This window comes from Stenotrophomonas sp. (genome assembly GCF_050737575.1).
In the GTDB taxonomy this organism is placed as follows: Bacteria; Pseudomonadota; Gammaproteobacteria; order Xanthomonadales; family Xanthomonadaceae; genus Stenotrophomonas.
In genome coordinates, this window is record NZ_JBOHXW010000003.1 from 20070 (window position 1) to 43560 (window position 23491).

Consider the following 23491-nt stretch of genomic DNA (forward strand, 5'->3'; position numbering starts at 1 on the left):
GCATTATAAATTCAAACTAAACAGCGCGACTTCAACAAAAACTAACGCCTGCTTTATTTCTCTCCCGTGGCTCGCCGGGTATCCCGCTCCAATGCCTGCAGCAGGCTGGGCGCGCGCGGGCTGGCGATGTCGGCCACGCGCCACTGGTCGCCGTGGCGGCTCAGGGTGAGATCCAGCGCCAGCGGGTTATCCACATCGGCCAGCGTGGCGGCGGCGCGCAGCCGGCCAGCGCCGAGCGGGGTGATCTCAAAGTCCAGCGCGCGCAGGTCCTGTGCGGTGTCCTGGCACTGGCACAACGGGTCGCTGTCCAGATAGCCCACTTCACCGTCGTAGGCCTTGCGGTTGGCCTCCATCGCCGCCAACAGTGCCGGTGCGTAGACCTGCTCGTCCGGCAGCATGGCGTGCAGCGGCGCGTCCGGGTGGTAGCTGGCGTAGACGTGGCTGAGGAAGGTGCGGGCCGAGGTGGTGTCGTCGGTGGCAGTGCTGGCAGCGGGCGGACTGGCAGCGTCGCTGGGTTGCTGTTGGCAGGCCATCAGGCCCATCGCTATCGCTATCGCTATCATCCACAGAATTTTCATGTGCCTGCTTTTGGCGCCTTTATACCCGCCAACCGCTCCGCCAAGCCCGACCAGCGGCTGGCGTGGCGGGCCAGGGCGGCTTCGATGACCTCGGCACTGCCGGCGATATGCAGACCGTGGCGGGCGCGGGTGATGCCGGTGTAGAGCAGCTCGCGGCTGAGCACGCGGTTGTCCTTGCGCGGCAGCTGCAGCCAGACCTGGTCGAACTCCGAACCCTGTGCCTTGTGCACGGTCATGGCGAAGGCGCTTTCGTGCGCGGGCAAGGCCGCGGGGTGGAAGGCGCGCGGGCTGGTCGGGTCGTCGCCCGGGAACCAGGCGGTGGTGCCGCGAGCGCTGCCATCGCTCAGGCAGATGCCGATGTCGCCATTGAACAGGCGGTGGCGGTAGCTGTTCTCGGTGACGATCAGCAGCCGCCCGTGGAAATAGCCCGGGCCGCTGCTGCCGCGACGTTGCGCGCCGGCCAGCCGTTCCTCGATACGCGCGTTGAGGCCGCGCGCGCCTTGCGGGCCTTCGCGCACGGCGGTGAGCAGGCGCAGGCGGCCGGTGAGCGCGAGGGCATCGGCCGGGTTGCTGGCGCTGGCCAGCGCATCCCAGTACTGCTGCAGCGGACCGCGCCACGCGCTGAGCGGGTCGATATCGCCTTCGTGGAAGTGCACGCCGGCCAGTTGCCCTTCGCGCAGCAAGGCCAGCGCTTCAGTCGCATCGCCCTGGCGCATGGCGGTGGCCAGTGGCGCCAGCTGCAGGGCATCACTTTGGCGGTAGCCACGCTGCAGCTGCACGCGGGCACCGGCGAACGGAGCGGGCTGTGTTTCCAGCGCGTCGGCGGGCAGTTTGCCGAGCAGCGGCTGCAGCGCGCGGGCGTCTTCAACCGCGATGCGTTGGCCGTCGCCGGCGGCGCGCAGGATGGCGCTGAGCACGTCGCCGGCTTCCACCGACGGCAGCTGGTCGGGATCGCCCAGCAAGACCAGGCGGGTGCCGTCGGCCACGGCTTCGACCAGTTTGGTCATCAGCGGCAGGTCGATCATCGAGGCTTCGTCCACCACCACCACGTCGTAGGGCAATGGGTTGTCTGCGTGGTGGCGGAAGCGCGGCGAATCCGGGATCACACCGAGCAGGCGATGCAGGGTGGTGCCGGTGCTGGGCAATTGTTCGCACAGCGCGGCGTCGATGCCGGCGGCGGGCAGTTGCTGCACGGCGTTGCGCAGGCTTTCGGCCATGCGCTCGGCGGCGCGGCCGGTGGGCGCGGCCAGGGCAACGCGCGGCGCGGGTTTGCCTTCGGCCTGTGCCTGCGCGGCCAGCAGCACCAGCAGGCGGGTGATGGTGGTGGTTTTGCCGGTGCCGGGGCCGCCGGTGACCAGCAGCAGGTGGTGGCGCAGGGCGGTGGCGGCTGCGCGGGCTTGTAAGTCGAAAGGCCTCCCCTCATCCGCCCTTCGGGCACCTTCTCCCGCAGGCGGGAGAAGGGAGGTATCAAGCTGATCTGCACGGCTGTTGCCCCCTCTCCCTCCGGGAGAGGGCTGGGGTGAGGGTGCGCCGAACAGATCTGCCTGCTGAACGAAAGACGCTGCCTGCCCCGGAAACAAGCACGCAAACACCGCCGCCAAGCCAGCAACATCGCCCGTTGCAACTGATGCCCGCCCAATCCGCTGCAATCCCAGCGCCAGACGGCGCTCGTATTCGCGATACCGACGCAGATACAGCAGCCCGTTCTCCCAGACCAATGGCGATTGCTGCGATTCCGCGGCGTTATCCACAGCTGTGGATATCCACTTCGACGCCGCCAGCTGTGCACTCCACTGTTCCGGCGCGGGCCACGGCAATGCGGCATCCACCAGGCGCTGCGGCTGGGCCGGGTCGAAACCCGCGTGGCCCTGCGATACCGCCAGCGACGCCAGCGCGGCCGCAGCCAGCACGCTGTCCGGCGTGTCTGCATCCAAGCGGCGCAGGCTCTGCGCCAGCGCGTGGTCCAACGGGCGCAGCGCACCGGCCTTGTTCAATGCAGCCAACAGGCTCATGCCCGGTCCTCCAGACGTGCCAACAACGCGGCGTGACCTTCCGCGCCGCCGGCAAACAATTCATCCACCGCGTTTACCAGTGCCGGCGCGAAGTGGTGCGCGTACAGGCCCGGCGATTGCGCGCGCGCGGCATCCAGCCCGCGACAGAACAGGTAGCGAATGCCGCCAAAGTCACGCGCGTAGTCGTAACCGCTGCCGATGCGGAAGCGCAGCCAGCGATGCAGGGCCACGGTGTAGATCAGCGCCTGCAGGTCGTATTCGCTATGCCGCATGGCCGCTTCCAGCTGCGATGGCGCGTAGTCCGGCAAGCGGTTGGACTTGTAGTCGAGCACGTACCAGCGCCCGTCACGGACGTAGGTCAAATCGATCTTGCCGGTCATCAGCCCTTCCAGCTGACGGCGCAGGCCGAAGCCGTGGCGACCGGCCACCACGCCGTGGGCGTGCAGCACGCGCAGCAATGCCGGCACGGTGGTCGGCTGCATGGCGAAGTGGAATTCGATTTCCGCGCGGCGTTCGCCCGCGTCCAGCGAGTGCAGGGCGCCGCCTTCTGGCAGGGTCACGGTGAGCGTCTGCCCGATCAGCCCGGTGAGCAGGGCGACGCCATCGGCGATGTCGTCTTCCACATAACCATCGCTGCGCAAGGTCTTGGCGATGATCTCCGCCTGCCCTTCCGGTGCGGCGTCGCCGGCCTTCCAGGTGTGCCACAGGCCGAAGTCGACGTTCTCCAGCGCGGCGTGCAGCACGTTGCCGAAGCGGCTGCCGGCAAAGCGCGGGTCGAACACTTCCGGCTGCACGTCCGCCACGGCGACGGCGGGCTCGGCTTCAACATCCACCTGCGCCGGTTCGTCGGCCGCGCCGCCTTTGTCTTCGGTGGCGGCGGCCGAGGTGTCGTGGCCACCTTCGGCGTGCGCCAGCTGGGTGAAGCTGTAGACCCACCAGTCGTGCGGCACGGCGCGGCGGACGGTGCGCACGGCCGGCAAGGCTTGATCGCGTTCGGCCGGCAGACGCGGCGGCAACGTGGCAGCGCCGCTGGCAACGATGTCGATATCGGCGTGCGCGGCCAGCGCGGCCATGTCACGCAGCATCGGCCCCAGTCGCGATGACGCCAGCCCGGTCAAGGCGCCACCACTTATCCACAGCGCGTGCTCGGCACGGGTCAGGCCGACGTAGAGCAGGCGCGCGGTTTCGGCTTCGTCTTCCGCGTTGACCTGCTGGCCGATGGCCTTCCAGCCCGCATCGTCCTTGTCGATCTTCCAATGCAGCACGCGCTGTTCGCCGTCGTGCACGGTGCGGTGGTTGGACGCGTCCGGCGCGTTGGTGGCGATGCCGACAAACGGCAGGTACACCAACGGGTATTCCAGCCCCTTGCTCTTGTGCAGGGTGATGATCTGCACGCGGCGCGCATCCGATTCCAGCCGCAGCAGCTGGGCTTCGTCGCCTTCATCGGCGTGGGCGATCTGGGTTTGCAGCCAGTCCAGCAGGCCGTGCAGGCCGATGCTGCGATTGCTGGCTTCCTGCAGTTGTTCGGCCAGTTGCAGGTAGTTGGTCAGGCGGCGCTCGCCATCGACCAGCGCCAGCAGGCGCTCGGCCTGTTCGGCGCACAGGTCTGACAGCAGCGCGAACACGCCGCCGCGCTGCCAGCGTTCGCGCCATTGCAGCAGCCGCTCCTGATGTGCGCGCTGCCGGTCGCCGTCGTGTTCCAGCGCGGCAATGGCGGCGGCGCCTTCGCCCAGCAACACGGTGGACAACGCCGCGCGCAACCGGCCTTCGTCGGCCGGTTGCAGCAACGCCAACAACAGCAGCCGCACGTCGTGGGCCTCGCTGCTGGCGAACAGGCTCTGCTTGCCGGCCGCCACCGCCGGGATGCCCACCGCCGCCAAGGTCTGCTGGATGCGTGCCGCTTCCTTATGCGAACGCACCAGCACCGCGATGTCGCCGGGCTGCACCGGCTTGCCATCAACCAATGCGCGGCCTTCGCGTGCGGCCAGCAACACCCGGTGGATATCGGTGACGCAGGCCAGCGTGGCCGCATCGCGCGCGGCGTCGGCCTTGAGCGGCTTGCCCTGTTCGTCACCGGCAATCACGCAGACCGTCAGTGCCGGCGCGGCGTGGCCGTCGAGCAGGTAGTCGTCATCACTGCGCTTGCTGCCCGGCAATACCGGCTCGAACTGGATGCGTTCGTCGAGGAAGGCACTGCTGCCGGCGTTGTCGTACAGCGCCTGGATGGCGCGCAGCACGCCGGGGCGTGAACGGAAGTTGCGGTCCAGCGCCGGTGCCGCGTCGGCCAGGGCCTTGGCCTGCAGGTAGGTGTGTACGTCGCCGCCACGGAAGCCGTAGATCGCCTGCTTGGGATCGCCAATCAGGAACAACGCAGCGGCGGCCTCGGCATCTGCCGGGGCAAATACGCGGCGGAAGATGTCCCACTGGCGCGGGTCGGTGTCCTGGAATTCGTCTACCAGTGCAAAGCGGTACTGCGCACGCAGGCGCTCGGCCAGCAGCGCGCCGTGCTCGCCCTGCAGGGCATTGGCAACGTTGTCGATCAGGTCGTCGTAGGTCTGCACGCGACGCTGCTGCTTGAGCTGGGCCAGGCGCTGGCGCACTTCGCCACGCAGTTGGTGCAGCAGCAGGATGGATTGCTGGCGCTGCCACTGCGTCACCTGAGTGCTGGCCTGCATGAAATCGGCAATCAGCGGCTGCAGCGGTGATTGCGGCGTGGTCTTGCCCTTGTTGGTCTTGGCGGTGAGCGCCTCCAGCGTGAGCCGCTCCAGCCTTTCGTCCAGCTCGGCGGTTGGGTCTGGATGGCGGCTCCACTGCTGCAGTTGCTGGAACAGCGGTTCGATCCACTCGCTTTTGTAGCTGGACTTGTTGATCACGCCCGCTTCCAGCGCGCCACGCAGCTGCTGCAGATAGGTGTCGCCGTGTTCGCCAATGCCGGCGGCCAACCGTTGTGCGGCGGCATCGCGGAACGGGCGGGTGTCCTCCAGCACCGTTTCGGGCGGCGACGGCAGCAGCGGCAAGTCGGACGCCAATGCGGGCAGATCCTTGGCCAACACGTCCGGGGTTTTCCACAGGCCCAGCAAGGCATCCAGGTTACGGCCCTGCCCGCTATGCAATCGCCACAAGTCGGCGGCCAGCTCGGCATGCAGTTCGCGGGTATTGGCCAGCAGCTCCGGCGCGGCGAAGGTGTGGCCGCTTTCCAGTGCGTACTCGCCCAGCACGCGGGTGCAGAAGCCGTGGATGGTGAAGATGGCGGCGAGGTCGGTTTCCTCGGCGGCGACGCGCAGGCGCCGGCCCAACTGCACGTCGGTTTCGCCGCCCTGCTGCAGGTGGCGCTGCAGGATGCGGTGGGTAAGTGCGGTTTCCGGGCTGTCGGCAGCGTCCGGTTCCACGCCCACCAGTCGCGCCGCCAGATCCAGCCGCTCGCGGATGCGCTTGCGCAGTTCCTGGGTGGCCGCATCGGTAAAGGTCACCGCCAGAATCTGGCCCATGCGCAGGCCCTGCTCGACCACCAAACGGGTGAACAAGGTGGCCAGGGTGAAGGTTTTGCCGGTGCCGGCGCTGGCCTCGATCAGCCGCAATCCGTCCAGCGGCAGGTCCAGATACGGATCGTGCGATGTGTCGTTCATGCCGCGCCCTCCGTGCCGCCGATGACATCGAAATCAGGCAACACACGGCCCTCGCGCAGCGCGGAAAATATCAACAGGCTGTTGTGGATAAAGCTGTGAGTAGTGGTTTCGCTGGCGAACGGATCGTGCCCGCGCAGCGCCAGTTGCAGCGCTTCGCCATTGCGCTCGCCCCAGCTGTAATCGCCGCCGTACCAGCGCGCGTGCGCGGCCTTTTCGCGGCCATCAGCGTCGCTGTTGTAGATGTCCCAGCCCGTGTACGGGGCGAACAACAGCGGCGCGTCGAATCCATCAGAACGCAGCTGCAGCAATGCTTTCAAGGCCTTTTTTGCCTGTTCCTGCGGCAACGCCGGCAGCGTGTGTGGGCCATGTCCGGCGGTTCCGCCGTCGTGGAACTGCAGCAGCGGCAAACTGGCGCCCGCCGCGTTGGCCAACAGCCAATCCAGCCCACCGCGCACCACATAGGCCACGCCTGCGGCGCCTGCATGCAGGCGCACCAGCCCCTGTGGATGAATTTGATCGACACGTCCGTGCAGGCGTATTCCATCGAGCTCAACTTCGTACAGTTCCGATGACATTGACTGCCCGTCATGCCACTGCAAAAAGGCCTCGGCGCAAGGTCGGACGCGCTCCAGCAACCGGGTGAACTGCTGTCGGCCCAGCGCACCGGACGGCAACAGCGCGCGGGCACGCAGGCGTTCGTACAGTCCGTGCTCGCGGTCTTCCAGCAGGGCGCTCAGCACCTGCTGCTGGATGGCCGAATGCTCGCGACCGCCACCGGGCACCACCAGCGGTTCGATGTCGTCACTGCTGTCGATATCGCCGGCCAATCGCAGGCCCAGGCGCTGGTTGAGGAACTGGCCAGCCGGGTCAGACAGGAAGCGCCGCAGCGCATCCAGCGACAACCGCGTATCGCCGAGCACCTCAGGCAACGGCGCCTGCAAGGGGCCGTTGAACCACGGCGCCAGCGGCTGCCGATCCCCGCCGACCGCGCCGGCCGCCGGATACCACTGGCGGCGATAGCTGAAACGACGCGGCTCGGCCGCGTCGCCAAACGCGGCCGGCGCGAACGGCTGCAGCGGGTGGCGGATCACCAGCTGCTTGCGCACCGCAGCCGGTTCGTCGTGATACGCCGAGGCTGCATCCACCAGCTCACTGACCAGCACCGACGGCTCACGCACGCTGCCGTCGCGCGCATCAGCGCCGAGGTAGCTCAGGTAGAACACGTCCTGCGCCGAGGCGAACAGCTGCAGGAACAGGAAGCGGTCGTCCTCGCGCAGCGAGCGGTCGCCGTGCCGGCGATGCTGGGTGCCGAGTTCAGCGGTGAGCCGGCTCAGGCCGGCACCGGGGTCGCGACGCGGGAAGTCGCCATCGTTCAACCCCAGCACGCAGATCACCCGGAACGGCAGCAGGCGCATCGGCACCATGCGGCCGAAGCTGATGCCGCCAGTGAGCAGCGGCGCGCGGGTGTCGGCTTCGGACAGCACCGAGGCAAAGTGCGCGCGCACCACCTCGGCCGGTACGGCGGCGTCGAAGCTGGCCTTCTCGGCTTCATCGGCAAATTCGTTGATGAGCTTGCGCAGCCGGTCCAGCGCGCGCTGTCCGGCCGGTTCAGTGGGCGTTTCCGGCAGCAGCGCCAGCAGCAGGCCGAGCAGGCGCTCGCGCCACTGCGTGGGCGTCAGCGCATCGGCCAACGTCTTCTGGTGGCGGGCCAACACCCGCAGCAGGCGGATCAGGGCATCCAGCGCGGCCAATGCGCCGCCTTCCAGCTCCGGCCACGGCGCGACGCCGCCAATGTCTTCATCACTGCCGCTGGCGTGGCCGAGCAGCAGCCGGTCGAGCGCGAACTGCCAGGTGTAGGCGTCGTCCTGCGGCGCCTGATGCTGCAGGCGATGCGCGGCATCCAGTCCCCAGCGGGTGCCAGCGGCCTGCAACCAGCCGTGCAGGCGCTCGAACGCGGCCGCATCCAACCCGGCGGCGCTGGCCAACGGCGCGCTGGCCAGCAGATCAAGAATTTCGTTGAGGCCGAAGCGCGACACTGGCAGCCCCAACAACTGCACGAACACTTCGGCCAGCGGCTCGCCCTGCAACGGGCTGGCATCGGCCAGCGCCCACGGAATGTGCTCGTCGCTGCCACTGCGGCCGCCGAACACCGATTCCAGGTACGGCACGTAAGGATCAATGTCCGGCGCCAGCACCGCGATCTCGCGCGGCTGCAGCGGCGGATCGAAGCGCGGGTCTTCCAGCAGCGCGCGCAATTGGTCGTGCAGCACCTGCATTTCGCGCAGGCGCGTGTGGCAGGCGTGGATCTGGATGCTGGGGTCGTCCATCCGCAGCGCCGGCCGCAACGGCGACGGCAGCGCGCGGCGATGGAACAGGTCGGCCTGCAGGCGATGCAACAGGCTGTCGCCGAGGCCGCCCTGCTCCAGACCGGGCCCGGCATGCTCCTCCGGATCGACATAGGCGGCGATTTCGCCGGTCGGGTGTACCACTTCGTAGCTGCCCAGCACCGCCATGAAATCGCGCCCGGCCGCGCCCCAGGCCTGCAGCAACGGGTTCTCGCCCGCCTCCATGCCGAACGGATCGTCCACGCCACTACGCAGCTTCTCGCCCAAGGTCTGCAGGTCGCCCCAATACGAGCGGGTGGGCGTAGGCATATAGAAGTGCAGCGTGCCGACCCGCGCCTGGGTGGCGATCACCCGCAGCACGTCCGGCGACACATTGAGCGTGGCAAAGGCGAACAAGCGCCCCGGCAAGCCCTGCGGCAACGGCTGCTGCTGGCCCTCGAAGCGCGCCAGGTAGTCATTGATGCGGCGCGCGCGGTACTGCTGGCCGCCGGCGATATGCCGCCACAGGATCGCCTGCGGGTCGTCCGGCTCGGCACCGTCCTCCCAGCGCAGCAACCAGTCACGGCGCCAGGCCTGGTATTTCTCGAACACCCCGCCCAGTTCCGCTGCCAGCGCCCACGGGCGTAGCGGATCACCCCGATCCAAATAGGCCCGCAGGCCGGCCATCGCCGGACGACGCATCAACTGCGTGTCGGTCAACGCCGCATACAAACGCCAGTGAAGGCCGGTCGCTCCCAGGTCATCGCGCTCACCGCTGACATTGGCCTTGAGCGCCCGCGCCACGAACTCGCCGGGGGTGAGGAACTCCAGATTGGCCGCAATGCCGTACTCGGCCGCCAAGGTGGATTGCAGCCAGCGCCGCATCGCCACCTGCGGAATCAGCACCGTGTCAGCCGCCAGCAGCGGCTGCCCCGGCGCAGGCTCGCGCAGGGCATGCGCCAGCAGCGAGGCCAGCACATCGAGTGAATTGGAATGGTAGAGGCGGAAGTCGGGCACGGCTGTCATCGCGCCATCTTGCCGTAGCCGTGTCGCATTCGCCGAGAAATGAATGCGCCGGTCGGCCAACGGGCGGCAGCGACGCTGCATTCGCCAGACACAGTGTTTCGGGCATCGTGTGTGGCGCCCACATTCCCTTACGGCAAGGGGATGCGACAATACTGCACGGTCCAGTTCGCTTTTATTCAGGCGCTACTGACAATCCTACAACGTTGGTTTTCCGTTAAAGGCCGCCATGTCCTCCTCCCGGGCTCCCCTGGTGCAGTTGTCCAACGTGCGTATTGATCGCGGCGGTCGCACGATCCTGCGCGACGTTTCGCTGCAGGTGCCACGCGGCAGCATCACTGCGGTGCTCGGCCCGTCCGGCAGCGGCAAGTCGACCCTGCTGGCAGCGTTGACCGGCGAGCTGCGCGCGACGAGCGGCAGCGTGCAGCTGTTTGGTCAGGACATTCCTCATGGCAACCGCGCGCTGCTGGAAATGCGCAAGAACGTCGGCGTGCTGCTGCAGGGCAATGGCCTGCTGACCGACCTGAGCGTGGCTGACAACGTGGCCCTGCCGTTGCGTGCACACACCAAACTGCCCGAGCCGGTGCTGCATCGCCTGGTGCAGATGAAGCTGCATGCGGTGGGCCTGCTGGCCGCTGCCGATGCCTGGCCGCGTGAGTTGTCCGGCGGCATGGCGCGGCGCGTGGCGCTGGCACGTGCGCTGGCGCTGGACCCGCCGCTGATGATCTACGACGAACCGCTGACCGGGCTGGACCCGATTGCCTCGGGGGTGATCATGAGCCTGATCCAGCGCCTCAATGACAGCCTCGGCCTGACCAGCATCATCGTCAGCCACCACGTGCATGAAACGCTGCCGATCTGCGATCAGGCCGTAGTGATCGCCAATGGCGGCATTGTTTTCTCCGGCACGCCGGATGAATTGCAGGCCAGCCAGGACCCGCTGGTGCGCCAGTTCCTGCACGGCGAGCCGGACGGCCCGATTCCATTCGATGCGCCGACGCGCAACTACGGGTTGGAGAACGCGTGATGACGACGGTGCGCGAAATGCGTGATTCCTGCCCCCTCTCCCGCATTGCGAGAGAGGGCTGGGGTGAGGGCGCTTTTAAAGCACGTGGAGCAAAAGCTCCCCTCATCCGCCCTTCGGGCACCTTCTCCCGTAAACGGGAGAAGGGAAACCAGCACTGCAGCCTCCGCGCTCCAGGAGCCGCTCTCTGATGCCCTTCGCCTCCTCCATCCGCTCGCTCGGCCGCGCCGGTCTGTTCTCACTGACCGTGCTCCGCGGTTCGTTGCCGACCCGCGATTTCCTGGCCGAACTGACCCGCGAGATCTACAAGATCGGCGCACGTTCACTGCCGATCATCGCCGTCGGCGGCGCCTTCGTCGGGCTGGTGCTGACCCTGCAGGGCTACCGCACGCTGACCACGTTTGGTGCCTCCGATGCGCTGTCCACGCTGCTGGGCCTGTCGCTGTACCGCGAACTGGCGCCGGTGCTGACCGCACTGCTGTTCATCGGCCGCGCCGGCAGTTCCATTGCCGCCGAGCTGGGCCTGATGCGTGCCACCGACCAGATCAAGGCGCTGGAGCTGATGGCCATCGACCCGATCGCCAAAGCCGTTGCCCCGCGCTTCTGGGCGGCGGTGCTGACCGTGCCGCTGCTGACCGGCATCTTCTGCTCGCTGGCCATCGCCGGCGGCTACTTTGAAGCGGTGCATGTGCTGGGCCAGGACAACGGTACGTTCTGGTCGGGCCTGCGCGGCAGCGTCGACTTCTGGGACGACTTCGCCGTGGCCCTGCTCAAGTCGGCGATCTTCGGCGGCACCGCGGCGTTGGTGGCGGCGTATGTCGGCTTCCACGCCGAGCCCACCATCGAAGGCACCTCCGTGGCCACCACCCGCGCGGTGGTGAATGCCTCGCTGTTGGTGCTGATGTTCAACTTCGTGCTGTCGGCCTTGCTCTTCCAGTAATCAACCCACGCCACGCGCAGATTGCGTGGGAGCAGAAACACAACGGCTTCGCCCACTGCGAAGCATCAGATGGATCAGGAGTGAAAAAACATGGCCATTCGTGGACCACGACTCGAATTTTCCGTAGGCGCCTTCCTGCTGCTGGCGTTGGCCTCGCTGCTGGTGTTGGCGGTCGCTTCCACCAACCAGCGCTTCGGTGCCGGCGGCGGTGATTACGTGCTCACTGCGCGTTTCTCGCAGATCGGCCAGCTGCGCAAGCAGGCACCAGTGAAAATTGGCGGGGTGACCATCGGCCAAGTGGCTGATATTCAGCTGGACCCGGTTAAATACGACTCCATCGTCACTCTGTCGCTGGACGGCAAGTTCAAGGACATGCCCGGCGACACCTCGGCCGGCATCTTCACCAGCGGTCTGTTGGGCGAGAGCTACATCGGCCTGCAGCCGGGCGGTGATCCGGAGCCGCTGAAGTCCGGTGACGAGATCGCCTTCACCCAGCAGGCGGTGGATCTGCTGCAACTGGTTGGCAAGTACATGTTCAGCGGCGGCGGCAACAACGCTGCCGGTGCCACTGGCAACGAAACCCCCGGCGCAGACGCGCCCGCAATGGAACCGCAACCATGAAAGTGAAACTGCTCACCGCCGTGCTCGCTTCGGCCCTGCTGGCCACCGCACCGTCGCTGGTCATGGCGCAGGCGCGCCCGGCCGCCACGGCGGCACAACCGTCGGCTGCCGGCCGCACCGTGCTGGATGCCAGCAGCCGCATCCTCACCACGCTGGAAAGCCGTCGCGCCGAGTTCCGCGCCAATCCGGCCGCCCTGCGCACCTTCATCGACAGCGAACTGAGCCGCACGTTCGACCGTGACTACGCCGCCCGCCTGGTGCTGGGCGTGCATGGTCGTGGCGCCGCCGATGCCGACGTGAAGTTGTTTGCCGATGCGATGGCCGACAACCTGATGTCGCGTTACGGCTCCACGTTGCTCGACATCCAGGGCAAGCCCAGCTTCCGCTACAAGTCGGAAACCGCGCTGCCGGGCAACCGCGGCGTCAAGGTGTCCACCGAACTGGTGCGCGGCGGCAGCGAGCCGACGCCGGTCGAGTACCTGATGCGCGACGTCAACGGCCAGTGGAAGATCTTCGACGTGATGATCGAAGGCATCTCCTACGTGCAGACCTTCAAGAACCAGTTCGATGCCCCGCTGCGACAGAAGTCGATCAAGCAGGTGGCCACCGAACTGCGCAGCGGCAGCATGCAGGCCGCTGCAGGCCCGGCTCCCCGTGGCAAGTAACGCGACCTTCCGCGTCGAGGGCGACACGCTGCATCTTGCCGGCGTGCTCGACCGCGACGCGGTGACCGAGCTGTGGCCGCAGCTGACGCGAGGGCTTAGCCCGCTGCGTCAGCTGGATCTGCAGACGGTCGAACGCATCGACAGCGCCGGCCTGGCGCTGTTGAGTGAAGTGGCCGCGCGCCTGCACACGCAGGGCGGCGGCGGCATCACCGGCACGCCTGCTGGCCTGCACGAACTGTGTGCCGCCTACCGGCTGTCACCGTCCCTCGATTTCAATGCCTCTTCAGCAGGAAGCTGACATGCGTTTTCTCCGCACCCTCCCCCTCCTTGTCAGCGTTGCCCTGCTGGCCGCCTGCGCCGGCAAGCCGGCACGCGACGCCGCACCGCCGGTCGCCACCGTGGTGACGCCTGCAGCTGCAACGGCCGCCACCGTTGACGCGCCGCAGCCTGCTGCCGACGTGCAGAGCGCTGCAGCCGATGCCGGCAGCGTTGCCGTTGCCCAGGCCGACAACGCCGCGTCCAACGGCGACGTCGCACCCACCGCTGCGGAAGACGACTTTGCCGCGCTGTATGGCGGCCAGGTGTCCACTGCGACCGGCAATGGCGACAGCGATGCACCGCCGGCCTACGACCCGTGGGAGAAGTACAACCGCGGCGTGCACCGTTTCAACAACGCAGTCGACCGTGCGGTCGCCCGTCCGCTGGCAACGGCGTACACCCATGCGGTGCCGCAGTTCGCACGTACCGGCGTGACCAACTTCTTCAGCAACCTGCGTTCGCCGCTGACCATGGTCAACCAACTGCTGCAGGGCCATGCCGATGATGCATGGGACACGTTGGGCCGCTTCCTGATGAACTCCACCTTCGGTATCGGCGGTCTGTTCGATCCGGCCAGCAAGGCGATGGTGCCCAAGCGCAGCGAAGATTTCGGCCAGACGCTCGGCGCATGGGGCTGGCGTCAGTCGCGCTATGTGGAGCTGCCGTTCTTCGGCCCACGTACCGTGCGCGACGTGCTCGGCCTGGCCGGCGACATCCCGCTTTCGCCGGTGCGCAAGATCGAAATGGACAAGGTGCGTATCGGTCTGCAGGGCCTGCAGCTGGTGGACATGCGCGCGCAGTTGCTGTCGATCGATTCGCTGCGTGACAGCGCGGTGGATGAGTACTCGCTCACCCGCGATGCGTGGCTGCAACGCCGCAGCTACCAGATCGAAAAGGATCTGCGCCGCGACCGCAGGCATGATGATGACGAGCAGCAGACCATTCCGGTCGATGCGATGCCGATGCCCAACTGGGGCAATTGATCGCGACGGTGTCTGCACGCAAAAAGCCCGGGATTTCCCGGGCTTTTTTGTACGTCCTTGTTTTCAGGAACGCGCTGGGCCACGAAGCGGCGTCTGCTCCAGTACCTGCACGGTCACCGCAAAAGATTCGTTGCCCGGCATCCAACCTTGCGCCGTGCGCACCGCGTGGAAGCCGCAGGCTTGGTAAAACGCCAGCGCTGTCGCATTGCCTTCCAGCACCTCTATGGTCAATGCACCAGCTGCCGACGCAACCGCCGCGTTGACCAACGCAGCACCAACGCCTCGCCGATAGCACGCCGGGTCCACGTACAACCAACACAATTCATCGTCACTGAAAGCCACGAAGCCCAACACTTCATCCGCGTCCTCGGCGACCAGCACCGTGTAGTCGAACAGGCCTTCACGCTCGGCGGCAACCTGCAGCGGAAGGAATGCGTCGGCCAGCCCGGCATCGCACAGCTCGTCCATCCGCGCTTGATCGTGGATCAAACACAGCCGGGGCCAGTCTTCAGGTCGATACGCGCGGATCTGCATGTTGCTTCGATCTTCCACGGAGCGGTGGCAACAACGGCGGCGGTCTACATGACTGCGTCGACTTTCGCGATGGTCATTGCCGTTGGCAGGAGCGGCGTCTGCCGCTCCTGCACACAACTTACGCAGCCAGTGCGGTGTCGATGGCGGCGCGCAGGCCTGCATCATCGGCGGCGGTATCCGGCGAGAAGCGGGCAACAACGGTGCCGTCCTTGCCGATCAGGAACTTCTCGAAGTTCCACAGCACGCCCGGTGCCGGATTCGGTTCGATGTTGAAGCCGACCAGCTTCTCGCGCATCGGGCCTTCGCCGATGGCGGCCGGCTGCGCGGCGGTGAGCTGCTGGTACAGCGGGTGCGTGTCGGCACCGGCGACGCTGATCTTGGAGAACATCGGGAAGCTGACGTCGTAGGTGAGCGCGCAGAACTGCTTGATCTCTTCCTCGCTGCCCGGCTCCTGGCCATTGAAGTTGTTGGCCGGGAAACCCAGCACTTCAAGGCCGGCATCCTTCTTCTCGCGGTACAGCTTTTCCAGACCTTCGTACTGCGGGGTGAGGCCGCACTTGGAGGCGGTGTTGACCACCAGCAGCACCTTGCCGCGGTAGTCGCCCAGCGAAGCCGGAGCGCCGTCGATGGTGGTCAGTGCGGTGTCGTATACGGAAGCGGTCATGGCAGGTTCCTGGTGGGGTGATGGAGCGCAAGCATAGCTGGCACGCACGCTTGCTGACACCACGCTTGGTGCGACTTTCAATAGCGCCAGGCCATGCTCGGCAGCGGCATTGCCGGTAGCGCTCCGTGACGAACATGGCCCGGCACAACCGGGCAGCCGGCTCAGCTCTCGCTGGTTTCTTCTTCGCCTTCCTCATCGCCGCCAAGGTCGCCCAGCAGTGCCTGTGAGGCGTCGGACGACAACGACTCCACACCGCGCAACTTGCGTTCGATGGTGCGGGTTTTGCGGCTGGCATCGCCCAGGCTCTTGCCGACCGTGTTGATCTGCTTTTCGGCCCTTTCGAGGATGCCGGCGAACTTGCCGAACTCGCCCTTCACTGCGCCCAGCAGACTCCACACTTCCGAGGAGCGCTGTTCGATGGCCAAGGTGCGGAAGCCCATCTGCAGGCTGTTGAGCAAGGCGGTGAACGTGGTCGGGCCGGCGAGGACCACGCGGTGCTCGCGCTGCAGGGCATCCACCAACCCCGCGCGGCGAATGGTTTCGGCATACAGGCCTTCGGTGGGCAGGAACATCACCGCGAAATCGGTGGTGTGCGGCGGCACGATGTACTTCTCGCTGATCGATTTGGCCTGCACACGGATGGCGCGCTCCAGCTGATTGCCGGTGGTGCGCACCGCTTCCTGATCGCCCGCTTCCTGCGCGTCGAGCAGGCGCTCGTAATCCTCGCGCGGGAACTTGGAATCGATGGGCAGCCACACCGGCGTTTCATCATTGCCACGGCCCGGCAAACGCACCGCGAAGTCGACCATCTCGCCGCTGTCCGGACGCACTTTCACACCACGCGCGTACTGCTCGGCGGTGAGGGTTTGTTCGAGGATGTTGTCCAGCTGCACTTCGCCCCAGCCGCCGCGGTTTTTGACGTTGCTCAGCACGCGCTTGAGGTCGCCCACGCCGGTCGCCAGCTGCTGCATTTCACCCAGGCCGCGCTGCACCTGCTCCAGCCGCTCGGAGACCAGCTTGAACGAAGAATCCAGGCGGGTGTTGAGTGTGCTCTGCAATTTTTCATCAACGGTCTGCCGCATCAGTTCGAGCTTGGCCGCGTTGTCGCCCTGCAGGTCTTTCAGGCGCGCTTCCAGCGTCTTCCGCATTTCGGTGATGCCGGTGTCATTGCGTTGGGTGAGTTCAAGCAGCCGCTGACCAAGCAGATCGCCGAAACGTTGCTGCGCCTGTGCGCCTTCTTCGCGCCCCTTGCGGGTTTCTTCCAGCACGGCCTGCTGCAGGTGGGCGAGCTGGCGGGCGAAGGCTTCCATCCGCACCTGCTGTTGTTGGCCGAAGACATCGAGTTGGTCGCGCACTTCCTGCAGGCGCGTACCGAGCAGCTGTGTCAGTTGCTGCTGGGCGTTGCTGTTTTCCTCGCGGCCCTTGCGGGCGTCATCGGTCAGGCTGTCGCGCAGCAGATCCAGGCGCTGGTCGGTGCGTGTGGACAAGTCGGTGAGGTTGCGGCCGAAGCCATCCATGCGCGCGTCCTGCTGGCGGGTCATCGCCTCCAGGTGCTCGCGCAGTTCACCGCGACCGTTGCGCTGTTCTTCGCGCAATGCGTTTTCCAGCACGGTGTTGTCGGCACGACGGAACAGCAGCACCAGCTGCAGCACGATGACGGCGACCAACAGGCCGGCCAGGATCAGGGTTTCAGTTTGCATGGGGGAAGTTTAGCCTCCCGCGTCTCAACGGCTGCGCCGCATCTGCGATCATGTACGCCCCCACGCAGTGCCCATTCCCATGAAGTTGCTACCGTCCCTGTTGCTGGGCCTGTACGGCCTGTTGCCGTTGTCGGCATGGGCCGCCAGTTCGCAAACCGTCACTTCGCCCGATGCGTTGCCCGCCAACGACACACGGCCCAAGGTGTTTTTGGCCGGCAGCATCGAGATGGGCAAGGCCGGCGACTGGCAGCAGCAGGTGCAACAGGCGCTGGCCGATGAGGGCGTGTTGATGCTCAACCCGCGCCGCGCCGACTGGAATCCGGCCTGGCGGCCGGACGCCGACGAACCCGAGTTCCGCCGCCAGGTGGAATGGGAACTGGCCGCGCTGGAGCAGGCCGACCTCGTGCTGATGTATTTCACGCCCGGCACGCAGAGCCCGATCACCTTGCTGGAATTCGGCCTGTACGCGCGTTCGGGAAAACTGCTGGTGGCCGCGCCGGCCGGTTTCTGGCGCAAGGGCAATCTGGACATCACCGGCGATCGCTATGGCGTGCCGCGTTTTGATGACCTGCCGGCGCTGATCACTGCGGTGAAGCAGCGCATCGCCGAACAGCGCGCGCGCTGAGTCCGGAGCCACACCATGCCGTGGATGGGTATCAACGACCTGGGCACCTTTGTGGTGGCCGTCATCCTGTTTCTGATGCTGCCCGGCCCGGGCACCTTCACCCTGCTCACCGCCACTGCACGCGGCGGCGTGCGCGCCGGTTACGCGACGCTGGCCGGCTTGATGCTGGGCGACCAGATCCTGATCGCCATTGCCGCCACCGGCGTGGCCGCGCTGCTGCAGGCGCACCCGATGTTGTTCGCCGGCTTGCGCTATGTGGGCGCGGCGTACCTGATCTGGGTGGGCATCCAGCTGCTGCGTGAGCCGGCCGCCGGGAGCAGTGGCAGCGATGCCGTGCAGCACGGCCGACGCTGGTTCCGGCAGGCGCTGCTGGTAGGCGTGCTCAACCCCAAAGCCATCCTGTTCTACATGGCCTTCTTCCCGCTGTTCATCGACCCGGCCACGCAACGTGGCGCACTGACCTTGGCGACGATGGCGGTGTTGATCGCAGTCCTGAGCGTGGGTTGGTGCTCGGTGCTGATCTTCGGCGGCCAGTTCATCGCACGGCGTTTGGCGGGGTATCCGCGTGTTGGTGTATGGCTGCGCCGGGGAGTAGGCGTTTGCCTGGTGGTGTTTGGGGTGCGGTTGGGGGTTGAGTAGGGGTTTGGGTTTGGGTTTGGGTTTGCACTTCCCTTCTCCCCTTGCGGGAGAAGGTGCCCGTAGGGCGGAAGAGGGGAAGGCGCGCAGCGCGCGCTGCTTTTTAGCTGATCTATGAAGCGACTACTTAGGCATCTCCACCTCGATCCACCCTCTCCCCAACCCCTCTCCCGTAAAGGGAGAGGGGCTAAAGCCAAGCCCTGCGCCTTCCGTGGTGCGATCATCGCCATTCCGCCGTCAAACGGAGGCCCACCATGCACATCCACTGCAAGCGCGCCTACGAAGCAGCCGGTGCCGCAGATGGCCCGCGCTTCCTGGTCGATCGGCTGTGGCCTCGGGGTGTCAGCCGCGAGGCCCTGGATGCCACCTGGTTGAAGGACGTCGCGCCCAGCAACGAGCTGCGGCAATGGTTCGACCATCGCGCCGAGCGATGGGACGAATTCCAGCAGCGTTACTGGCAGGAACTGGCCACTTGTCCACAGCACCTCAAACCGCTGCGGGACGCGCTCGACGCCGGGCCGATCACCTTGGTCTATGGTGCTCGCGACACCCGCTGCAACCAGGCCGTGGCGCTGCGCGACTACTTGCTGGCTCACCCCCGCCATTCATAGTGGCGGTCGCTTCCGGGTTTTGTGCCGATTCCGTCACTGCTGACAGGGCCAGCCGCCAAGGGGCCGTAAAACCGTGCATGTTTCTGGCTTTGCTGCACTGCATTCGGCGACACTCGCCGACTTCTTGAATCACCACGAACCGCGAGGTCCGCATGCAATCCTGGCTCCGGCGCAAGTCCATCGACCAGCTCACCGAACATGAGGAAGGCCGTCGGCTGATCCCCACACTGAGTTGGCCCCACCTGGTTGCGCTGGGCATTGGTGCCATTGTCGGCACCGGCATCTACACGCTGATTGGCGTGGGTGCGGACAAGGCCGGCCCTGCGGTGCTGCTGTCCTTCATCATCGCCGGCGTGATCTGCGCCTGTGCGGCGCTGGCTTATGCCGAGCTGTCGACGATGATGCCGGCCGCTGGCAGCGCCTACACCTACAGCTACAGCGCGCTGGGCGAAACCGTCGCCTGGGTGGTGGGCTGGAGTTTGATCCTGGAATACTCGCTGGTGGTCAGCACCGTGGCGGTGGGCTGGTCGGGCTACTTCGTCGGCTTCCTGGAGTGGCTGCACACCTCCTTCGGCTGGAATGTGATGCTGCCGCAGGCCTTGGCCGCCGGCCCGCACGTGGAAGGCGGCTTCATCAACGTCCCGGCCATCGTCATCACCTTCCTGGTGGCTGGCATGCTGATGGTGGGCACCAAGGAAAGCGCCACGCTCAACGCGGTGCTGGTGGTGTTGAAGCTGGTCGCACTGGGCGTGTTTGTGGCCGTGGCGCTGCCGGCATTCAACCCGGAAAACCTGCAGCCGTTCATGCCCTATGGCTTCCCCAAATCGCTGAGCGCCGATGGCGTCGAGCGCGGGGTGATGGCGGCGGCGGCAATCATCTTCTTCGCCTTCTATGGCTTTGATGCCATTTCCACCGCCGCCGAGGAAACCAAGAACCCGGGCCGTGATCTGTCCATCGGCATCGTCGGTTCGATGATCGGCTGCACCATCATCTATCTGCTGGTGGCATTCGCTGCGGTCGGCGCGATGAGCTACACGGTGTTCGGCAAGAGCGCCGAGCCGCTGGCGCTGATCATGCGCGAACTGGGTCATGGCACCGCGGCACTGGTGATCGGCATCGTGGCGATCATTGCGTTGCCGACCGTGCTGCTGGCGTTCTTCTACGGGCAGAGCCGCATCTTCTTCGTGATGTCGCGCGACGGCCTGCTGCCGCGCGGGCTGTCCAAGGTCAACCAGCGCACCGGCACGCCGGTGGTGATTACCCTGTTCACCGCGGTGTTGGTGGCGGCGATGGCGGGCGTAGCGCGTCTGGATGAAATTGCCGCGCTGGCCAATGCCGGCACGCTGGCCGCGTTCACCGCCGTGGGCCTGTGCCTGCTGGTGCTGCGCAAGCGCGAGGCGGGCCGCGTGCGCAAGTTCCGCGCGCCGTTGGCATGGATCATCGGCCCGGTCGCGATCCTGGGCTGCATCTACCTGTTCTTCAGCCTGCCTTCCAGCACGCAGCTGTGGTTCCTGGTATGGAACGCGCTGGGTCTGGTGGTCTATGTGCTGTACAGCCGCCGCAATGCGGTGCTGGGCCGAAAATAATCCACAGCGGTTTGTGGATAAGGTGAAAGAGCGGGCTTCGGCCCGCTCTTTTTTTGTGGGTGTTCAGGGGTGAGATATATCAGGGGTGATGTTGGGATATCTAGCCGGAAGAACCCGGAAGAAGGCGGAAGAAAAAAAGCCGCCGTGCAACATCATTGCAGGACATGCAATTAAGGAGCGTCCTGGAAAAGGCCCATCTGATTGAAGTCCCGGTCGCGCAGCTGGGCGCGCTCGATCAGCTTGCGCATGCCGCGCTCGGTCATGTCGTACTGCCTGCACAGCTCGCCGTAGCCAGCGCCATTGCGGCGGGCGGCGAGTATCTCACGGTCGCGCAGGCTCAGCCTGTAGGCGTGGTCCTTGGGGAAGGACAGCACCTGGCCCGCCCAGTTCTCCGCGAGCCGGTCTGCGACGGCGGCGCCGATCTGGTCGGCTCGCTCCTTGGTCAATCCCAGCTCCCGAGCAGCATCAGCCGCCTGCTCGGCGGCTTCGGTTAACAGCTCATTGCGACGGATTGCCATCGGGTTCATGCCTGGACTCCGTACCTCTGGCGGGCGCTGGCCCGCTCCTGTTCGGCCTGCTCGGGGGTGATCATGCCCAGCTCCGCATTGCGCGTGATCCACGCCAGTTGGCGCTGCAGGGGCGTTTCCTCGTTCGGCGACGGCGTGATGCCCATCGCTGGAGAAAGGTGCTTGCCCTTGCGGGCATCCTCTTCCCGTTGGCGTTCGGTGATGGCATCGGCCGAGTCGGCGATGCCGTAGACCACCGCACGCAGGTACCCGTGGCTTTCCAGCGGCAAGCTCAGGCGATCGCGCTGGGAGAGCATCTGCTCGATCCCGAGGGCCCACATGGAAGGCGTCGCGGGGCGACGTATTCCGCTGCGCTCGTCCTTACAGACGCTGCCGGTCTTGATCAGGTCCGCGATTTCGCGGGACAGTTTGACGGCCCGCGCTGCGCGCAGGCTGGTCTTATGCGGCTTGAACAGCCGCAGGTAAGCAAGCACGGCGCGGCCGCACTCCGGGGGAAGTTCAGCCACAACAGCCGCCAGGCGCTTGCCATCGTCGTCCATGAAGAACGCCTCAACCTCGGCCTGGAAGGCGCAATGCGGGCAGCTGGCCAGCATCAGGACACGCCCTCTGCCTTGGCAGCGCGCCGCTTGGCGTCGTACTCCAGGGCGGCGATCAGCTTCTGGAGCTGATCGGCATTGCACCATTCGACCCGCGCCACCTTGAACATGTGCTTGGTCATGCTATGGGCGTAGGCCCAAGGCCGCTGGGCATCGGCCAGCAAAGCCTCGACCTTAGCCACCTGCGGCGCCAGGTCACCCTTCGGGCGCCCGGACCACTTCTTGGCCGCGTACTCGGCCCGTGCCGGCATGCCGCCCAGGCGGCGCAGTTCGTTGGCGATCGCATCGAGCTGGCGCTTGTCGCACTTGGCCGCGCTGCGCACGGCCGTGCCGTGCTCGCCCGATACCCGCTCGACCAGGTCACGGTAGACATCCTCGGCCAGACCCAGCTTGTTGGCGCCGGCATGGATTGCCGCCAACGTGCGCTTGCGGATCTGTTCGGCCGGTGCCGGGCGGTTGCGGGTTTTAACGGACACGTGCGCCCTCCTGTTGCACCGCCTGCCAGAGCAGATCCAATCCTGGGTAATCCATGACCGCGCAAAGCTCCGGCCACAGACTGTTGTCGTTGGCCAGCGCTGCACGCAGATTCTCGATAGCCGCGTGAATGCGATGGCGCCTCTCCGTTGACATCGAGGTCGATGCTGGAGCCACAGCCACCACATCGCCGCAGCGACGCAGGTAGGCCGCCAGCTTGACGTGGCCGGCACGCTGGAAGATGTCCGACAGCTGCATCAGGCCCATCGCGCCGGGTGCCACGTCGGCCGGCAGGTCCACGGTTTCGATGATGTTCTCAGCCACGGTCGCTCTCCCCGGCGGTGGTACCGCTCCGGATCTTCGCCACGGCCTTCAGTGCCGTCTGCCAGGCCGGGACATGGTTGCCGGCGTTATCCACCAGTTGGAGCAGCCCATCGCGTTCGCCAGGGACGATCTTTCCTCCGGCGTCCACCACTTCCAGCACATCGGTTGCTTTGCTCAGCGTGTGCACGATCAGACCTCCGCCTTGGACAACTTGAACGCCTGTTCCAGCACGGTGAACAACCGGCGTATCTCACCGCTCTGCAGTACAAAGCGGGCGTCAAGTTCAGCGCGACGACCGTCCTCGTCGATGTTCTGCAACTGATCAAGCGCGCCGTCCAGGAACTTCACCTTCCGCAGCACCAGATCGTCGCCCAGCTCAAAGCTGACCCGGTCTTCCAGCACCAGGGCCAGCTTGGTGACCTGCTTGCCGGCGTCGAGGTGCTTTTCGATCTCGTCGCTGAGCAGCTCGTTGTCGGTCACTTTGACGCGCCCGCCGCCTTCGACCGGATCGCGCAGCTCGGCTGCTTCGCCAAGGCTCAGGCCTTCGGGCAGTGGCTCGCCAGCAATCCACGCCGTGAGGATTGAGCGTGGCGCGACCTCCGCATTGAGCGGCACGGCCGGGAAGGAGCCCAGCGCCCCGCGCAGGTCCGAAGCAACAGCCTCGGCGGACTTCTTGCTGGCGGTATCCACCACCAGCAGGTGGTGCGTCAGATCGACAATGGCGTCGATCCGCGACGGCTTCACGAAGGCGCGTGGCATCAGCTCAAGCAGCACGTCATCGCGCAGGTTCTTGCGGGCACGGCCGCCGGGGATCCGGCCTTCGCGGGCGGCGATTTCTTCCAGGCGCTTTGCCACCGCCTCATTGACGACCGTGGCCGGTAGGATCTTGTCCTCGGCTCCGGTGGTGATCCATATAGCGTTGCCCACCTGGTGCAACAGCACCTCCTTTTCTTCGCGGCCGAAGGGCGAAATAAAGCCGCGTGAGCACATCTCCAGCGGCCCCACCGGCTTTATGGCGCAAAGGGGCAGAAGCTCCGCCAACGCGCTGAAGTCCAGCGGCGCCGGGAAACGGAACATCGTCAGGTTCTTGAAGAACATGG

Annotated in this window: 23 protein-coding genes; 10 read left to right on the forward strand and 13 right to left on the reverse strand. The window is 66.2% G+C overall.

What is annotated here, in order from left to right:
- Nucleotides 1–53: 53 nt before the first annotated feature.
- The 4 genes from ACREP4_RS06410 to recC are packed head-to-tail and all read right to left on the reverse strand — an operon-like array spanning nt 54 to nt 9566.
- On the reverse strand, nt 54–578 hold the full coding sequence (locus ACREP4_RS06410) for a DUF3828 domain-containing protein (protein ID WP_431595346.1): 525 nt from the start codon (nt 576–578) through the stop codon (nt 54–56).
- The gene (gene recD, locus ACREP4_RS06415; RefSeq protein ID WP_431595347.1) at nt 575–2590 is read right to left on the reverse strand and encodes an exodeoxyribonuclease V subunit alpha; all 2016 of its coding nucleotides are present in this window, start codon (nt 2588–2590) and stop codon (nt 575–577) included. The genes ACREP4_RS06410 and recD overlap by 4 nt, the downstream gene beginning before the upstream one ends.
- On the reverse strand, nt 2587–6216 hold the full coding sequence (recB, locus tag ACREP4_RS06420) for an exodeoxyribonuclease V subunit beta (RefSeq protein WP_431595348.1): 3630 nt from the start codon (nt 6214–6216) through the stop codon (nt 2587–2589). Before recB ends, recD begins: the two co-directional genes overlap by 4 nt.
- Nucleotides 6213–9566, reverse strand: a complete 3354-nt coding sequence (recC, locus tag ACREP4_RS06425) for an exodeoxyribonuclease V subunit gamma (RefSeq protein WP_431595349.1) — start codon at nt 9564–9566, stop codon at nt 6213–6215. The genes recB and recC overlap by 4 nt, the downstream gene beginning before the upstream one ends.
- A 226-nt stretch (nt 9567–9792) precedes the next feature.
- Between recC and ACREP4_RS06430 the strand changes: the two genes are divergently transcribed.
- The 6 genes from ACREP4_RS06430 (at nt 9793) to ACREP4_RS06455 (ending at nt 14114) form a co-directional block, all read left to right on the forward strand.
- A complete protein-coding gene (locus ACREP4_RS06430; RefSeq protein ID WP_431595350.1) occupies nt 9793–10590 on the forward strand; it encodes an ABC transporter ATP-binding protein in 798 nt (265 codons plus the stop codon).
- A gap of 187 nt (nt 10591–10777) precedes the next feature.
- Nucleotides 10778–11527, forward strand: coding sequence for an MlaE family lipid ABC transporter permease subunit (locus tag ACREP4_RS06435; protein WP_057635999.1), 750 nt, complete (start codon nt 10778–10780; stop codon nt 11525–11527).
- Between the two features lie 90 nt (nt 11528–11617).
- Nucleotides 11618–12148, forward strand: a complete 531-nt coding sequence (mlaD, locus tag ACREP4_RS06440) for an outer membrane lipid asymmetry maintenance protein MlaD (protein WP_431595351.1) — start codon at nt 11618–11620, stop codon at nt 12146–12148.
- Nucleotides 12145–12813 carry an MlaC/ttg2D family ABC transporter substrate-binding protein gene (locus tag ACREP4_RS06445; RefSeq protein WP_431595352.1) on the forward strand — a complete coding sequence of 223 codons (669 nt, stop codon included), beginning with the start codon at nt 12145–12147 and terminating at the stop codon, nt 12811–12813. The genes mlaD and ACREP4_RS06445 overlap by 4 nt, the downstream gene beginning before the upstream one ends.
- Nucleotides 12803–13111, forward strand: coding sequence for an STAS domain-containing protein (locus ACREP4_RS06450; RefSeq protein WP_431595353.1), 309 nt, complete (start codon nt 12803–12805; stop codon nt 13109–13111). Before ACREP4_RS06445 ends, ACREP4_RS06450 begins: the two co-directional genes overlap by 11 nt.
- Nucleotide 13112: 1 nt before the next feature.
- Complete coding sequence (locus ACREP4_RS06455) at nt 13113–14114, forward strand: MlaA family lipoprotein (protein WP_431595354.1); 1002 nt, start codon at nt 13113–13115, stop codon at nt 14112–14114.
- A gap of 63 nt (nt 14115–14177) precedes the next feature.
- On the opposite strand, the gene ACREP4_RS06460 is transcribed toward ACREP4_RS06455, so the two are convergent.
- The 3 genes from ACREP4_RS06460 to rmuC form a co-directional block, all read right to left on the reverse strand.
- Nucleotides 14178–14648 carry an N-acetyltransferase family protein gene (locus ACREP4_RS06460; RefSeq protein WP_431595355.1) on the reverse strand — a complete coding sequence of 157 codons (471 nt, stop codon included), beginning with the start codon at nt 14646–14648 and terminating at the stop codon, nt 14178–14180.
- A gap of 118 nt (nt 14649–14766) precedes the next feature.
- Nucleotides 14767–15312 carry a glutathione peroxidase gene (locus ACREP4_RS06465; protein ID WP_431595356.1) on the reverse strand — a complete coding sequence of 182 codons (546 nt, stop codon included), beginning with the start codon at nt 15310–15312 and terminating at the stop codon, nt 14767–14769.
- A 161-nt stretch (nt 15313–15473) separates the two neighbouring features.
- Nucleotides 15474–17012: a DNA recombination protein RmuC gene (gene rmuC, locus ACREP4_RS06470; RefSeq protein ID WP_431595357.1), complete on the reverse strand. Its 1539-nt coding sequence runs from the start codon at nt 17010–17012 to the stop codon at nt 15474–15476.
- Between the two features lie 79 nt (nt 17013–17091).
- On the opposite strand from rmuC, the gene ACREP4_RS06475 reads away from it, so the two are divergent.
- The 4 genes from ACREP4_RS06475 to ACREP4_RS06490 all read left to right on the forward strand — a co-directional run bounded on the left by ACREP4_RS06475 (nt 17092) and on the right by ACREP4_RS06490 (nt 20470).
- A complete protein-coding gene (locus ACREP4_RS06475; protein ID WP_431595358.1) occupies nt 17092–17637 on the forward strand; it encodes a nucleoside 2-deoxyribosyltransferase domain-containing protein in 546 nt (181 codons plus the stop codon).
- A gap of 15 nt (nt 17638–17652) precedes the next feature.
- Nucleotides 17653–18276, forward strand: coding sequence for a leucine efflux protein LeuE (leuE, locus tag ACREP4_RS06480; protein WP_431595359.1), 624 nt, complete (start codon nt 17653–17655; stop codon nt 18274–18276).
- 251 nt (nt 18277–18527) lie between these two features.
- Complete coding sequence (locus ACREP4_RS06485) at nt 18528–18884, forward strand: DUF488 domain-containing protein (RefSeq protein ID WP_431595360.1); 357 nt, start codon at nt 18528–18530, stop codon at nt 18882–18884.
- Nucleotides 18885–19036: 152 nt separating this feature from the next.
- On the forward strand, nt 19037–20470 hold the full coding sequence (locus ACREP4_RS06490; RefSeq protein ID WP_431595361.1) for an amino acid permease: 1434 nt from the start codon (nt 19037–19039) through the stop codon (nt 20468–20470).
- Nucleotides 20471–20640: 170 nt separating this feature from the next.
- Here ACREP4_RS06490 and ACREP4_RS06495 read toward each other — a convergent pair whose 3' ends face one another.
- Genes ACREP4_RS06495 through ACREP4_RS06520 form a run of 6 tightly spaced genes read right to left on the reverse strand, consistent with a single transcriptional unit; the run spans nt 20641 to nt 23489 of the window.
- Nucleotides 20641–20997, reverse strand: a complete 357-nt coding sequence (locus ACREP4_RS06495) for a Mor transcription activator family protein (protein ID WP_431595362.1) — start codon at nt 20995–20997, stop codon at nt 20641–20643.
- On the reverse strand, nt 20994–21590 hold the full coding sequence (locus tag ACREP4_RS06500) for a hypothetical protein (RefSeq protein ID WP_431595363.1): 597 nt from the start codon (nt 21588–21590) through the stop codon (nt 20994–20996). Before ACREP4_RS06500 ends, ACREP4_RS06495 begins: the two co-directional genes overlap by 4 nt.
- On the reverse strand, nt 21590–22069 hold the full coding sequence (locus ACREP4_RS06505; RefSeq protein ID WP_431595364.1) for a phage protein GemA/Gp16 family protein: 480 nt from the start codon (nt 22067–22069) through the stop codon (nt 21590–21592). Before ACREP4_RS06505 ends, ACREP4_RS06500 begins: the two co-directional genes overlap by 1 nt.
- Nucleotides 22059–22391, reverse strand: a complete 333-nt coding sequence (locus tag ACREP4_RS06510; RefSeq protein ID WP_431595365.1) for a hypothetical protein — start codon at nt 22389–22391, stop codon at nt 22059–22061. The genes ACREP4_RS06505 and ACREP4_RS06510 overlap by 11 nt, the downstream gene beginning before the upstream one ends.
- Nucleotides 22384–22578, reverse strand: coding sequence for a hypothetical protein (locus ACREP4_RS06515; RefSeq protein WP_431595366.1), 195 nt, complete (start codon nt 22576–22578; stop codon nt 22384–22386). Before ACREP4_RS06515 ends, ACREP4_RS06510 begins: the two co-directional genes overlap by 8 nt.
- A 2-nt stretch (nt 22579–22580) precedes the next feature.
- On the reverse strand, nt 22581–23489 hold the full coding sequence (locus ACREP4_RS06520; RefSeq protein WP_431595367.1) for a recombination-associated protein RdgC: 909 nt from the start codon (nt 23487–23489) through the stop codon (nt 22581–22583).
- Nucleotides 23490–23491 lie beyond the last annotated feature (2 nt).

Bases quoted from the DNA above. Each gene is read 5' to 3' on its own strand.
- ACREP4_RS06500 (WP_431595363.1), bottom strand. From the start codon at position 21,590: ATGCTGGCCAGCTGCCCGCATTGCGCCTTCCAGGCCGAGGTTGAGGCG.
- recD (WP_431595347.1), bottom strand. From the start codon at position 2,590: ATGAGCCTGTTGGCTGCATTGAACAAGGCCGGTGCGCTGCGCCCGTTG.
- ACREP4_RS06410 (WP_431595346.1), bottom strand. From the start codon at position 578: ATGAAAATTCTGTGGATGATAGCGATAGCGATAGCGATGGGCCTGATG.
- recB (WP_431595348.1), bottom strand. From the start codon at position 6,216: ATGAACGACACATCGCACGATCCGTATCTGGACCTGCCGCTGGACGGA.
- rmuC (WP_431595357.1), bottom strand. From the start codon at position 17,012: ATGCAAACTGAAACCCTGATCCTGGCCGGCCTGTTGGTCGCCGTCATC.
- recC (WP_431595349.1), bottom strand. From the start codon at position 9,566: ATGACAGCCGTGCCCGACTTCCGCCTCTACCATTCCAATTCACTCGAT.
- ACREP4_RS06460 (WP_431595355.1), bottom strand. From the start codon at position 14,648: ATGCAGATCCGCGCGTATCGACCTGAAGACTGGCCCCGGCTGTGTTTG.
- ACREP4_RS06430 (WP_431595350.1), top strand. From the start codon at position 9,793: ATGTCCTCCTCCCGGGCTCCCCTGGTGCAGTTGTCCAACGTGCGTATT.
- ACREP4_RS06445 (WP_431595352.1), top strand. From the start codon at position 12,145: ATGAAAGTGAAACTGCTCACCGCCGTGCTCGCTTCGGCCCTGCTGGCC.
- mlaD (WP_431595351.1), top strand. From the start codon at position 11,618: ATGGCCATTCGTGGACCACGACTCGAATTTTCCGTAGGCGCCTTCCTG.
- ACREP4_RS06485 (WP_431595360.1), top strand. From the start codon at position 18,528: ATGCACATCCACTGCAAGCGCGCCTACGAAGCAGCCGGTGCCGCAGAT.
- ACREP4_RS06520 (WP_431595367.1), bottom strand. From the start codon at position 23,489: ATGTTCTTCAAGAACCTGACGATGTTCCGTTTCCCGGCGCCGCTGGAC.
- ACREP4_RS06490 (WP_431595361.1), top strand. From the start codon at position 19,037: ATGCAATCCTGGCTCCGGCGCAAGTCCATCGACCAGCTCACCGAACAT.
- ACREP4_RS06475 (WP_431595358.1), top strand. From the start codon at position 17,092: ATGAAGTTGCTACCGTCCCTGTTGCTGGGCCTGTACGGCCTGTTGCCG.
- ACREP4_RS06465 (WP_431595356.1), bottom strand. From the start codon at position 15,312: ATGACCGCTTCCGTATACGACACCGCACTGACCACCATCGACGGCGCT.
- ACREP4_RS06495 (WP_431595362.1), bottom strand. From the start codon at position 20,997: ATGAACCCGATGGCAATCCGTCGCAATGAGCTGTTAACCGAAGCCGCC.
- leuE (WP_431595359.1), top strand. From the start codon at position 17,653: ATGCCGTGGATGGGTATCAACGACCTGGGCACCTTTGTGGTGGCCGTC.
- ACREP4_RS06455 (WP_431595354.1), top strand. From the start codon at position 13,113: ATGCGTTTTCTCCGCACCCTCCCCCTCCTTGTCAGCGTTGCCCTGCTG.
- ACREP4_RS06435 (WP_057635999.1), top strand. From the start codon at position 10,778: ATGCCCTTCGCCTCCTCCATCCGCTCGCTCGGCCGCGCCGGTCTGTTC.